This window comes from Nonomuraea sp. NPDC003727 (assembly GCF_053586935.1).
On record NZ_JBSFNE010000036.1, the window covers coordinates 22,835 to 35,156 of the forward strand.

At 71.4% G+C, this 12,322-nt stretch carries 9 protein-coding genes; 4 read left to right on the forward strand and 5 right to left on the reverse strand.

Going from position 1 to position 12,322, the window contains the following annotated elements; translation table 11 throughout:
* Positions 1–605: 605 nt before the first annotated feature.
* From ACWDLG_RS43590 to ACWDLG_RS43605, 4 genes are read left to right on the forward strand one after another with little or no spacing between them, the layout of a single operon-like run.
* Positions 606–980: a hypothetical protein gene (locus ACWDLG_RS43590; RefSeq protein ID WP_449931309.1), complete on the forward strand. Its 375-nt coding sequence runs from the start codon at positions 606–608 to the stop codon at positions 978–980.
* Positions 981–1,014: 34 nt separating this feature from the next.
* Positions 1,015–2,538, forward strand: a complete 1,524-nt coding sequence (locus ACWDLG_RS43595) for an ABC transporter substrate-binding protein (protein ID WP_449931311.1) — start codon at positions 1,015–1,017, stop codon at positions 2,536–2,538.
* A 3-nt stretch (positions 2,539–2,541) separates the two neighbouring features.
* Positions 2,542–3,480: an ABC transporter permease gene (locus ACWDLG_RS43600; protein WP_449931313.1), complete on the forward strand. Its 939-nt coding sequence runs from the start codon at positions 2,542–2,544 to the stop codon at positions 3,478–3,480.
* The gene (locus ACWDLG_RS43605) at positions 3,477–6,176 is read left to right on the forward strand and encodes a dipeptide ABC transporter ATP-binding protein (RefSeq protein WP_449931315.1); all 2,700 of its coding nucleotides are present in this window, start codon (positions 3,477–3,479) and stop codon (positions 6,174–6,176) included. Before ACWDLG_RS43600 ends, ACWDLG_RS43605 begins: the two co-directional genes overlap by 4 nt.
* Positions 6,177–6,481: 305 nt before the next feature.
* On the opposite strand, the gene ACWDLG_RS43610 is transcribed toward ACWDLG_RS43605, so the two are convergent.
* The 5 genes from ACWDLG_RS43610 to ftsH all read right to left on the reverse strand — a co-directional run bounded on the left by ACWDLG_RS43610 (position 6,482) and on the right by ftsH (position 12,219).
* On the reverse strand, positions 6,482–7,576 hold the full coding sequence (locus ACWDLG_RS43610) for a DUF4192 domain-containing protein (RefSeq protein WP_449931317.1): 1,095 nt from the start codon (positions 7,574–7,576) through the stop codon (positions 6,482–6,484).
* A gap of 285 nt (positions 7,577–7,861) precedes the next feature.
* The gene (locus ACWDLG_RS43615) at positions 7,862–8,566 is read right to left on the reverse strand and encodes a carbon-nitrogen hydrolase family protein (protein ID WP_449931319.1); all 705 of its coding nucleotides are present in this window, start codon (positions 8,564–8,566) and stop codon (positions 7,862–7,864) included.
* Between the two features lie 97 nt (positions 8,567–8,663).
* Positions 8,664–9,449, reverse strand: a complete 786-nt coding sequence (locus ACWDLG_RS43620) for an EI24 domain-containing protein (RefSeq protein ID WP_449931321.1) — start codon at positions 9,447–9,449, stop codon at positions 8,664–8,666.
* 9 nt (positions 9,450–9,458) lie between these two features.
* The gene (locus tag ACWDLG_RS43625) at positions 9,459–10,040 is read right to left on the reverse strand and encodes a Maf family protein (protein WP_449931323.1); all 582 of its coding nucleotides are present in this window, start codon (positions 10,038–10,040) and stop codon (positions 9,459–9,461) included.
* Positions 10,041–10,269: 229 nt separating this feature from the next.
* Positions 10,270–12,219, reverse strand: a complete 1,950-nt coding sequence (gene ftsH / locus ACWDLG_RS43630) for an ATP-dependent zinc metalloprotease FtsH (RefSeq protein ID WP_449931325.1) — start codon at positions 12,217–12,219, stop codon at positions 10,270–10,272.
* Between the last annotated feature and the right edge of the window lie 103 nt (positions 12,220–12,322).

The window sequence follows — 12,322 nt, forward strand, 5'->3', positions numbered from 1 at the left end:
ACGCGAACCAGCGCCACACCCAACCACAAGCTGACACATACGCAGACCAGTGCCACGCCGCACCACGAGCCGACGTAACCTACCGGATGCCGCTCCCGCTGCCGGATCGGCTGACAGAGCCCTTCTGATGGCGCCGGTCCGAGCCAGGGCCGGCCCGACCGCTCGTCGGCGTCGCGCCCGCGCCGGGGGAACTCCCATGCCGGCCGCCTCGAGGGTCGATTCCCGGTAGGCCCGGACCCCGAACCATGCTGCCGGGGATGGCGATCCTGTAAGCCGGTGTGTACGGCTCGCCGCCGAACGGCCGGTCCCGTCCCTGCGCACGCCGGGCGCCCAGAGGGTCCGCGCCGCGAAGGCGCTGCCGATCCCCAGGTCCGGCCCGGCCACGATCTCCGGCCATGAACACCTCCTCTCACGCTGACCCCACCTGCCCGTGAAGGGTCCCCTCGCGACGCCCGAAGCTCGACGACCTCCCCGCGGCATCGTGCCGGCCAGCGCCCATCGCGGCATCTCGCATCGTGAGACCCTCTTGGCGCGAGGTCCTCGCGTGGCATTTGAGGACTGCTCCCGTGGCATCGGGGTCCGCAGGCATCCGGACATGGGAGGGCGTGCGACGGGCACCGCCGGTGGCCGTCGCCGTCGCCGTCGCCGTGACCGTGACCGTGACCGTCGCCGTGGCCGTCGCCGTGGCCGTGACCGTGACCGTCGCCGTGGCCGTGACCGTGCCCGTCGCCGTGACCGTGACCGTGACCGTCGCCGTGACCGTGACCGTCGCCGTGACCGTGACCGTCGCCGTGACCGTGACCGTCGTCGGTGTGCCGGTCTCGTCGAGGGGCGTGCCGTACGGGGGCTACGGGGGCCAGGACGACGCCGCCTACCACCGCATCGGCCCGCCCGTGCTGCCACGCATGAGAACTCCACGTTACGAAGGGGTTGCGATCATCATGCCTCAGGGTGTTAAAAGACTACCAACTGATAGGTAGTTTTTGTTCGACGTCCTCACCCCCAGGGGGATCCATGCCGGTTTCCAGGCGCACGGCCGCCATCGCCGCCCTCACCGCCCTCACCCTCCTTGGCACGGCCTGTTCGGGCGGCGGTTCGGCCACCGCGCCCGCCGGCGAACGTGTGCTGACCCTGTCCGCCGCCGCCGACGTGTCGAGCTGGGACCCCGCCATGGGTGCGGGCGGCAACTCGGTTCTCTACCTGCAGGCCGTCTACTCCTCGCTCACGACCCTCAACCCCGACCTGACGATCACGCCCGGGCTGGCCACCGGCTGGACGTACGACAAGGGCAAGACCACGCTCACCATGAAGCTCCGCGCCGACGTCGTCTTCTCCGACGGCTCGAAGCTCGACGCCGCCGCCGTGAAGGCGAACCTCGACCGTGGTCGCGCCACCACCGGCCCCACCCAGTCGGCGCTGGCCTCGATCTCGTCCGTCGACGTCACCAACCCGGCCGAGATCGTGCTGAAGCTCAACAAGCCCGACCCCGGCCTGCTGTTCAACCTGAGCCTGGTGCCCGGCATGATCGCCAGCCCGAAGGCGTTCGCCACGCTCAAGACCCAGCCGATCGGCAGCGGGCCGTACCTGCTCGACCTCGCCGCGACTACGCGCGGCTCCTCCTACACCTTCACGCGCAATCCCACGTACAAGCTTCCCATCACGTACGGCTTTGACAAGCTGCAGGTCAACGCGCTGCCCGACACCAACGCCATGCTCACGGCGGCCACCAGCGGCCAGGTCGACTCGGGCGGCATCCCCATGTCGGGGCTGAAAGCCGCGAAGGCGGCGGGCCTGCAGTTCAAGGAGATGACCGGGCTCATCCTCGGCATGTGGATGGTCGACCGTGCGGGCAAGCTCGCCCCGCCGCTGGCGAAGGTGAAGGTCAGGCAGGCCATCAACTACGGCCTCGACGCCGAGGGCATCCTCAGGTCGGTCGGCGGCGGGTCCGGCAAGCGGACGACGCAGATGTTCGCGGCGGGCTCCCCTGCCTTCGTCGAGGCGCTCAACTCGAGGTACCCCTACGACCCGGCGAAGGCGAAGCGGCTGCTGGCCGAGGCCGGATACCCGAACGGCTTCACGCTCACGATGCCCAGCGAGAACGCCTACGTGCCGACTCTCTACCCGGTCGTCGCCCAGCAGCTCGCCCAGATCGGGATCAAGGTCGTCTACAAGCCGGTGTCCACCAACCTGATCACCCAGCAGTACCTGGCGGGCACCTACCCGGCGTTCATGTACACCTACACCGCCACCCAGAACTGGATCGACGCCTCCCTGTTCCTCGCGGCGGGCGGGGTGTTCAACCCCTTCCACGTCGACGATCCGGCGATCTCGAAGCTGATGCGGCAGATCTCCGTCGCCGACGAGGCCGAGCAGGCGGCGCTGTTCAAGGAGCTGAACACCTACGTCGTCGAGCAGGCCTGGTTCGCCCCGCTGTACTCCTCGACGAGCCTGCTGGTCTGGGACAAGAGCAAGGTGAAGATCGACGTGCCCGACACCCAGCTCTTCGTCTTCCTCCGCGACTACCAGCCGGCGGTCTGACCGATGCGCGCGCTGCTGGTGCGCCGGCTGGTCGCGGCGGGTGTCCTGCTCGTCGTGATCACCGCGCTGACCTTCGTCCTCACCAGCCTGGTGCCCGACCCCACGCGACAACTGGTCGGCGTGACGGCCACCGCCGAGCAGTTGCTGGCCAAGCGCCACGAGCTGGGGCTGCACCGGCCGGTGGGCGAGCGCTACCTGGCCTGGCTCGGCGCCGCCGCCCGCGGTGATCTCGGGGTGTCGTGGTTCACCGGCGTGCCCGTGACCGACACGATCGTGGCGAGACTGCCGATCACCGCGTCGCTGGCCGTGCTGGCCACGCTGGTCTCGGCGATCCTCGGCATCACGTACGGCATGCTCGCCGCCATCCGCGGCGGCTGGGTGGACAGGACGGTCCAGGTGCTGGCGAGCCTCGGCTTCGCCGTACCGGGCATGTGGATCGCGCTGCTGCTCGTCATCGTGTTCGCGGTGAACCTGCCATGGCTGCCGGCCACCGGTTACGTGCCGATCAGCCAAGGCCCCTTGCAGTGGATCAGGTCGCTGGTCCTGCCGGTCACCGCCATCGCGATCGGGTCGGTGGCGGCGATCGCGGCGCAGACCCGCAGCGCGGTGGCGACCGTCCTCGCGCAGGACTACGTGCGCACACTGCGCAGCCGCGGGCTGCCGCGCAGGCGGTTGCTGCTGCGGCACGTGCTGCGCAACGCGGCGCCGACCGCGCTGACGGTCGTCAGCCTGCAGTTCATCGGGCTGTTCGGCGGTGCGATCGTGGTCGAGCAGGTCTTCGCGATCCAAGGTCTCGGCAGCCTCGCTTCCGCCAGCTCCAGTAGGTCGGACATTCCCGTCGTGCTCGGTGTCGTCGTGGTCGGTGTCGTCGTCGTGCTCGCCGTCAACCTGGTCGTCGACCTGCTGGTCGGCTGGCTCGACCCGAGGGTGAGGACTCGATGAGGCGCCTGCTGCGCCGGCCCGGCGCGCTGCTGTCGGCCGCCTTCCTGCTGCTGGTCTGCGTGGCCGCGGCGGCGGCCGACCTGCTCGCCCCCTACACCGCCGATTTCGTGGACCTGCCCGCCGTGCTCGCCCCGCCGAGCGGCGCGCATCCGATGGGCGGCGACGGCTCCGGCAGGGACGTGCTGAGCCGACTGCTGTTCGGCGCCCGCGACACGCTGATCGGGGCGCTGCTGGCCACCGCCGTCGCGCTCGTGGTCGGTGTGACGGCGGGCATGTTCGCCGGGTACTTCGCGCGCTGGGTGGACGCCGTGGCCAGTTGGGTCTTCAGCCTGATGATGGCGCTGCCGGCCATCATCGTGGTGCTGGCGTTCGTCGCCGTGGTCGGGCCCGGGCTGGTGAGGATGATGGCCTTCGTCGGGTTCCTGGCGTCCCCTTCCATCTATCGGCTGGTGCGTGCCGTCACCCAGCGGGTGCGGGGCGAGCTCTACATCGACGCGGCCAAGGTGTCCGGCCTGTCGCATCTGCGTATCGTGCGCCGGCACGTGCTGTCGGTGGTCAGGTCGGCCGTCGTCGTGCAGGCGCCGCTGCTGTTCGGCGCGGCGATCCTGATCCAGGCGGGCATCGACTTCCTCGGCCTCGGCGAGCCGGGCGCGGCGAGCTGGGGCGCCATGCTGAACGACGCCGCGACCAACGTGTTCACCGCGCCGTGGTTGTCGATCTGGCCGGGGGCGGCCATCGCGCTCACCGTCCTGGCGGTCAACCTGCTCGGCAACGCCGTACGGGACGACTTGGAACCGCCCCAGCCGCGCGCCGCCGCGCCCCGGACCTCGGCGCCGCCCGCTCCTTCCGTGGACGCCCTGCTGACGGTCACCGACCTGACCGTCGCTCACGGGCCGGTCACGGTCGTCGACCGGGTCTCGCTGGCGGTACGGCCGGGCGAGGTGCTCGGGCTGGTCGGCGAGTCGGGGTCGGGAAAGACGCAGACCGTGCTGGCCGCTCTCGGACTGCTGCCGGGCACGGGACGGATCACCGCCGGCGGAGTCGTGTTCGACGGCGCCGAGCTGACCGGGATGCCGGAGCGGGCGCTCAACCGGCTCAGGGGCAGGCGCATCGGGTACGTGTCGCAGGAGCCCATGTCGAACCTGGACCCGAGCTTCCGGGTCGGCAGCCAGCTCATCGAGCCGATCGTCGTCCACCTGGGGCTGTCGAGGCGTGAGGCGAGGCAGCGCGCGCTCTCCCTGCTGGCCAGGGTGGGCATCGCGGACCCGGCGCGGATCTACCGGTCCTTCCCGCACGAGATCTCCGGTGGTACGGCGCAGCGGGTGCTGATCGCGGCCGCCGTGTCGTGCGATCCCGACCTGCTGATCGCCGACGAGCCGACGACCGCGCTGGACGTCACCGTGCAGGCGGAGGTGCTCGACCTGCTGAGGTCCTTGCAGCGGGAGCGCGGGATGGCGGTGCTGATCGTCACCCATGATCTCGGCGTGGTGGCGGACATGTGCGACCGGGTGGCGGTCATGCGGAACGGGCGGCTGGTGGAGACGGCTCCGGTCGGCCGGCTGTTCGCGGCGCCCGCCGAGCCGTACACGGCGGCGCTGCTGGCCGCCAACCCGCACAACGCGGCTCCCCGGCGGCCACGCTTGGGGCTGGTCAGCGGGCCGGGCCGGGCGCTGGAGCTCGGGCGTTCCGGCGCCGGCGACGGCGCGGACGCCGGTCGCGGGGACGCGACGCTCGCCGGCGCCGTGAACGGGCTCCGGCAAGCCGGCCGGCCGCAGGTGGCCGCCGAACCAGAGGACGCATTCCGGGCTGAGAGCGGGGACGTCGTCCCGTCCGGCGGGTTCGCCCGGCCGCGGGTGATCGAAGGGCCGCGGAACGCGACTGCCCCGTTGCTCGAGGTGGACCGATTGTGCGTGGACTTCCCGCAGTGGAGCCGGCGCACCCCGCCCCTGCGGGTGTTGCGCGAGGTGAGCCTCGCCCTCACCGCGGGAGAGACGCTCGGCCTGGTCGGCGAGTCGGGATCGGGGAAGACCACGCTCGGCAGGGCCGTGCTGGGCTTGGCGCCCGTCACCTCCGGAAGCATCCGGTTCGACGGGCGTCCGCTCGCCCCGCGCCGGGCCAGGGCGAGGGACGTGCAGGCGGTGTTCCAGGACCCGTACAGCTCGCTGAACCCGGCCATGCGCATCCACGACATCCTGGTCGAACCGTTGCTCGTGACCGCGGAACACACCGCCGCCGACGCGGACAAGCGCATCAGAAGCCTGCTCGACAGGGTCGGACTGCCGGCGGGCACCGGCGAGCGGCGCGCCCGCGAACTGTCCGGCGGCCAGCGCCAGCGGGTGGCCATCGCCCGCGCGCTGGCGCTGGGCCCGAGGCTGATCATCTGCGACGAGCCGGTCAGCGCGCTCGACGTCTCCACCCAGGCGCAGGTGCTCGATCTGCTCGTCGAGATCCAGCGGGACACCGGCGTCGCGTACCTGTTCATCTCCCATGACCTGGCCGTGGTGCGGCACATCAGCGACCGTGTGGCGGTGATGTCGCAGGGCCGGATCGTGGAGATCGGGGATGCCGAGCAGGTGACGACGGACCCCCGCGACCCGTACACGCGGCGGCTGCTGCTGTCGGCGCTCGTACCCGATCCGGAGGAGCAGGCCGCCAGGCGCGCGGCGCGGCTGGCGATGTTCCCGAGCTCGACGTGAGGTGACAGCGACCAGCCACTGCCCGATCCAGGCGGAAGGTGACGACCGGCGATGTCTCCCGGCTCGACGTGCGGAGACGACGGCGAGGCGCAGCACGAACCAGAGGGACGGTGACGGACGGGGATCGGGGACGATGACGTCGGCGTCCTCGATCCGCCGGAGGGCGACCTCGTCGGTCGTCGGGCGGGCCACGCGTTCGGCGGCCGGCCGTTCCACCCCTGAAGGCCGACGATCACGGTGAGCGCGCGCCCGGTGGGCGGGTGACGTCGCCGGAACCGGCCCGGGCGGCACGGAATGTGCGCGCCTCAACGGAGCCTGTCGTCCTTCTCGTCGAGGATCGCGGTCAGGGGAAGCAGCCAGCTCGCGTGAGGGGCGCCCATGGCGGCGTCGAGCTCGGCGGGACTGGGCATGCGGTCGCGCAGCGTGGTCGGCGAGAGCAGATGCTGGAGCGCGTGCATGAGGAGGTTGGCCATCGAGTAGCAGGGGTCGACGGCCAGAGCGCGTTCGAGGGCGATGGTCGCCAGGACGCAGTCGTCGCCGTGCCAGGCGGACATCGCCAGCAGGGATGCCGCCGGTGGGACGAAGCGCGGCTCGAGGCGCCGGGTGAGATCCCTCCACAGCGCGAGGTGAACGGGTCGTGAGGCGTCGTCGATCAGGGTCCACGCCTCGTCTCGCACCCTGATCAGGGACAGGTCGAGGCCCAGGCGGGCGGCTTCGTCGTCGTCGACTCTCCCTCCCCTCGCGGTGGTCTCGATGGCGGCGCGCACCCGGGCCAGGCCGTCGGCGACGAACCGGTGGGCGAAGCGGTCGGCGTCGGGGGCGGTGGCCATGGCGGCGCGGAAGGCGGCGACCGACCCGGCCGTGGCGCGGCGCATCGACAGCCGCACCGGGCCGGCGTGTGGCGCGATCGTCGCCTCCAAGGTGGCTCGGTCAGGAAGGGCGACCATGCCGTGCACGGTCGCTTCGGCGGCTATCGGACTGGTGGAGACGTCGTACGGCGTGCCGTCCAGGGGACAGCAGTCGGTCAGGTCGCACACGTAGGACCAGTAGCGCCCCTCGTGGGCGCGCAGGACCTCGCACGGGGTGACGCCGCACCACTGGGCGACGGAACGGAGCTGATCGACGGCCGGGGTGACGTGGGCGCCCGTGCCGTAGCCGACGGCGACGAGATGGGTGATCGACTCTCGGGCGAACAGTCCGGTGAGGGGGCGGAGCGAGCCCGGCGGGAGCGGCAGGTTCCAGCGCGCGCAGACGCGCATCTCGCCCTGGCCGACTCTGCCCGACATTCCGATGACGACCAGGCTGTCGGCGGGATGGAAGCCGACGATGTACGGCACGGCGGCAAGGATGTCGGCGGGGGTGGTCAGGGTGAGTGCGGGTGCGGTGACGTCGGTGCTCATGGGGCACGAGGGTGCCGGGCCAGGGGCGGGGACTTTTCGGGCGAGCGCGATTCTGTGGATGACGGGCGGACGTGCCGGTGATCTGTGGATGAGGCGCGGGCGTGCCCGAAAGCCGTGGATGACGGGCGGACGTGCCGGTGGTCTGTGGATCAGGGGCGGGCGTGCCCGAAAGCTGTGGATGACGGGCGGACGGGCCGGCGGTCTGTGGATGGAGCGGCCAGGGGCACGCGTGGATGAAGAGCGGCGCCCGGTCGAGGCCCCCGAAGGTGACGGGCGGGCGGCAGGTCAGGTCAGCGTGGCGCGGACGAGGGCGCCCGGCTCAGGGCCTGCCTGGGCGATCACGGTGCCGCCGGCGGACCAGATGCCCGACCGGCCCGCGGCCGCCGCGAACCCTTCACCCGACGACCCGGCGAAGCTCGCCACCGCGACCCACACCCCGTGCTCGGTGGCGATGCGCCGGGCGCGCTCGTCCTGGACCGCCGTGTCCTCGCGGTGCTCCAGGACGCCCCCGACGTAGGCGTCCATCCCCAGCGCGGCGGTGTCCGCCGCGTGCTGGGCAACGCCCGTGTCCTTGCAGATCGCCAGGCCGAGCCGCCAGCCGTCGACCTCGAGCACGGCGGGCTTGTCGCCGGGGGCGAACCGTCCGGCCTCGGTGGTGGACAGCCACAGCTTGCGGTACGCCACCACGACCCCGGTGCCGTCCACGGCCAGCGTCGAGATGTGCGGTCGGCCCGCCTCGCCCTGGACGGGCGCGCCGGCGAGGGCGATGGAACCGGTCTCGGCACAGGCCTCGACCACAGGCGCCAGACGCGGGTCGTCGGTCCCGATGGCGGCGGCGTCGAGGTGGTAGCCGGTCAGGGAGAGCTCGGGAAAGACCACCACGCGGGCGCCGGCGGCGCGGATCGCCGCCGCGTGCGTCACCGCGTTCGCCGTCACGTCGTACGGCACGCATTCCGGCTGAGCGACGGCGATGACCAGCGGTGCGCGCATCCAGACTCCCCCAAGGCCGATACCGAGGCACTGATGAGGAGCGATCGTACGGTGGCCGCGTTTCGTCCGCGTTTCCGGAAGCAGCGGCGACAGGGGCTTATGGCGCGTGCGGCGCGGGAGGGGCGGCAGGCCGGGCAGGCTCGGCGGGAAGCGGCACGAGACGGCTGCGGACCATCAGCGCGGCGCCCGCCACCGCCGCCGGCATGGCCAGGACCGCCACGAACGGCACCAGGAAGATCAGGAAGACCACCACGCCGAACCCCAGCGCGGGCGCCTTGTTCGCGCGCAGCACGCCGAAGCGGGCACGCCGGTTCATGCCGCGCCGTTCCATGGCCAGCGAGGTCAGCTCGACCGTCAGGAAGAATCCGGACACCAGGGCGCCCAGCACGGGCACCACCGTCTGCCCGACCACCGGCACGAACCCGAGGAAGAACAGCGGGATCGTGAACATCAGCGCATACAGCAGGGTGACCAGGCTGTCGCGGATCGAGCGTGGGATCGACCGCCACCACGGCACGTCGTCGGCCCCGTGCAGGGGGTCGACCTTCTCCGAGAGCTTCTCGTAGAACGGCTCCCCGATGGCCAGCGTGAGCGCGGTGAAGGTCAGCACGGCCAGCGCCAGGCCGCCGATGAACAGCAGCACCGCCAGCGCGCCCCTGAGGAAGTCACGCCATCCGGCGGCCCATCCGTCGGCGAACGGTGTCAGGAAGTCGGCGATCCCCGTGGCGTTGTTGCCGAGGTAGACCAGCGCGGCGACGTAGATCACGAACGCGATCAGTGCGGGAACGAGCCCGAAACCCCACCACTTGCCGTTCTTGGCGACCCATCTGAGCCCCTGGAAGAAGAACCCGACGCCACCGGCGAACTCACGCATTGATCGCATGGGGAGAAACTAGCGCCAGAAGTCGGTCACCGCGTAGCCGAGTTCGGCGAACAGCTCGCGTACGAGCGGCAGGGAGATGCCCAGCACGTTGCCGTGGTCGCCCTCGATGCCCTCGACGAACCAGCCGCCCAGCCCGTCGAGGGTGAAGGCGCCGGCCACGTGGAGCGGCTCGCCGCTGGCGACGTAGGCGGCGATCTCGGCCTCGGACGGCGTGCCGAACCGCACCACCGTGGAGGCCACCTCGGCGGCCTGCCGTCCCGTGGCGACGTCGATCACGCAGTGGCCGGTCAGCAGGCGGCCGGTCCTGCCGCGCAGCATCCGCCAGCGCGTCAGCGCCTCCTCAGCGGTGCCCGGCTTCCCGTACGGCCGGCCGTCGAGCTCCAGGATGGAGTCGCAGCCGATGACCAGGCCCTCGGTGAGGCCGTCGGCGACCGCCGAGGCCTTGGCGACGGCCAGCTTCAGCGGCAGGTCGGCGGGGAGCACCGCGGTGAACGCCTCCTCGTCGACCCCGCTCACGATCACCTTGGGATCGAGCCCGGCGCTGCGGAGCAGGGCGAGGCGGGCGGGGGAGGCTGACGCAAGCACGATCACCCGGTCAGTTTATCCGGGCTCCGTCCCCTGTCTGCCCGAACGCCCCTGCAGGTCCGCAAACGCACGAACCCGAACCTCCGCGGGACCAAGCACCCAGACCGAGGCCGTCTCGTCCACCACATCCACGCGCCGGGTCGACCCGGGCGTCACGCCGGAAGCCCGGCCAGACCCCGCCTCGAGGCGGGCGAGGACGTCGGCCGCGTGACGCCCCCGCCTGCCCCTCGGCGCGTCACAGGTGCGGCGTGGGCTCGATGGCGGGCCGGTTGGCGCGCGGCAGCCCCGCCGCGGCGTACGCGTCGGCCTCGTCCAGCGTCTCCTGCTCCAGCAGGGCCACGACGATCGCCTCCAGCCGGTCCCTGTTCTCGGTCAGCACCCGGACCGCCGCCTCGTAGCACTCGTCCACGATCCGCCGCACCTCCTCGTCCAGGGTGGCGAGCGTGTGCGGGGCGGCCTGCGGCTGGCCCTCGTTGGGCAGGATCGTCAGCGGGCCGATCCGCTCCGACATGCCCCACCTGCCGACCATGCCACGCGCGATCATGGTGACCTGCTCGAGGTCGTTCTCCGCGCCGGTGGTGATCACGCCGTAGATGACCTGCTCGGCCGCCATGCCGCCGAGCGCGCCGATGATGCGCCCCCTCAGGTACTTCTCGTCGTAGGCGTAGCGGTCGGTGTCGGGTGTGGACAGGGTGACGCCGAGCGCCCTGCCACGCGGGATGATCGAGATCTTCCTGACCGGGTCGGCGCCCGGCTGGAGCATGCCGAGCAGCGCGTGTCCCGCCTCGTGGTAGGCGGTCCTGGTGCGCTCCTCCTCCGGCATGACGATCGAGCGGGCGGCCCCGAGCTGCAGCTTCTCCAGCGCGTCGGCGAAGTCGGCGGCCGAGACCTTCTCCTTGCCGCGCTTGGCGGCCAGCAGCGCCGCCTCGTTGACGAGGTTGGCCAGGTCGGCGCCGGTCATGCCGGGCGAGGTCTTGGCCAGCTGCTGCAGGCTGACGTCGCCGTCGAGCGGCACGCTCCTGGTGTGGACCTGCAGGATGGCCACCCTGCCGGCCGCGTCGGGCGGCGAGACCATGACCGTGCGGTCGAACCGTCCGGGACGCAGCAGCGCGGGGTCGAGCACCTCGGGCCTGTTGGTCGCGCCGATCACGATGACGCCCTCGGCGCCGGAGAAGCCGTCCATCTCGGTGAGGATCTGGTTGAGCGTCTGCTCGCGCTCGTCGTGCCCGCCGAGGCCGCTGGCCCCGCCGCGGGCGCGGCCGATCGCGTCGATCTCGTCGATGAAGATGATCGAGGGGGCGACCTTGCGGGCCTCCTCGAACAGGTCGCGCACCCGGGAGGCGCCGACGCCGACGATCATCTCGATGAACTCCGACGCGCTGGCGGAGAAGAACGGCACGTTGGCCTCGCCGGCGACGGCGCGGGCCAGGAGGGTCTTGCCGGTTCCGGGCGGGCCCGCGAGCAGGACGCCCTTGGGCAGCTTGGCGCCGAGACGGCGGTACTTGTCCGGGTCCTTCAGGTAGTCGACGACCTCGACGAGCTCGTTCTCCACCTCGTCGATGCCGGCCACGTCCTCGAACGTGACCCGGATCTTGTCGCTCTCGATCGGCTTGGCCGCCTTGGACCTGCCGAGGCCGCCGAGGCCGCCGCCGCCCATCATGCCGGGGCCGCGGCGCATGACCCAGATCCACAGGGCCGCCAGGACGGCGATCGGCAGCAGCGACAGCAGCAGGTTGATGAGGAAGCCACGGCTGCCCGTGCTGATGGGCTCGGCCTTGATCTCCACGCCCGACGTGGTCAGCTGCTGGAAGAGCTGCTCGTCGTTGGCGAACACCGGGATCTCGGTGACGAACTTGGTGTAGGTCTTGTTGGAGCTGTCGGGGTCGGTCGCGGGCTTCTTGAGGTCTCCGGTGACGGAGTAGCCCTGCGCGTAGACCTCCTTGACGTTCCCGCCCGTCACCTGCTTGGTGAACTGGCTGTAGGAGATCGTCTCCACCTGGCCCTCGTCGAAGAACGACGAGATCAGGAAAAAGCCCGCGTAGACCACCAGCAACGTGACGACGAAACGCCACCAGTTGATTTTGGGTCGCCCGCCCGAGCCCCCCTTGGGCAGGCCCTCGGCACGCCAGGGCTTGGGCTGCTCCTTGTTCGGCTCCTTCTTCGGCAAGCTCGAACGCTCAGCCACGGCGTCACTCCCCCAAAAAAAATCGCCGTATCGTCGGTCGCTCAACAATAAGAAACGCGCGCCACTGACCGAGCCGTACGGTTTCAACGGTCTGGGCGCACGT

Coding starts and splice junctions, on each gene's coding strand:
- ACWDLG_RS43595 (WP_449931311.1), top strand. CDS start 1,015: ATGCCGGTTTCCAGGCGCACGGCCGCCATCGCCGCCCTCACCGCCCTC.
- ACWDLG_RS43600 (WP_449931313.1), top strand. CDS start 2,542: ATGCGCGCGCTGCTGGTGCGCCGGCTGGTCGCGGCGGGTGTCCTGCTC.
- ACWDLG_RS43605 (WP_449931315.1), top strand. CDS start 3,477: ATGAGGCGCCTGCTGCGCCGGCCCGGCGCGCTGCTGTCGGCCGCCTTC.
- ACWDLG_RS43610 (WP_449931317.1), bottom strand. CDS start 7,576: ATGAGCACCGACGTCACCGCACCCGCACTCACCCTGACCACCCCCGCC.
- ACWDLG_RS43615 (WP_449931319.1), bottom strand. CDS start 8,566: ATGCGCGCACCGCTGGTCATCGCCGTCGCTCAGCCGGAATGCGTGCCG.
- ACWDLG_RS43620 (WP_449931321.1), bottom strand. CDS start 9,449: ATGCGATCAATGCGTGAGTTCGCCGGTGGCGTCGGGTTCTTCTTCCAG.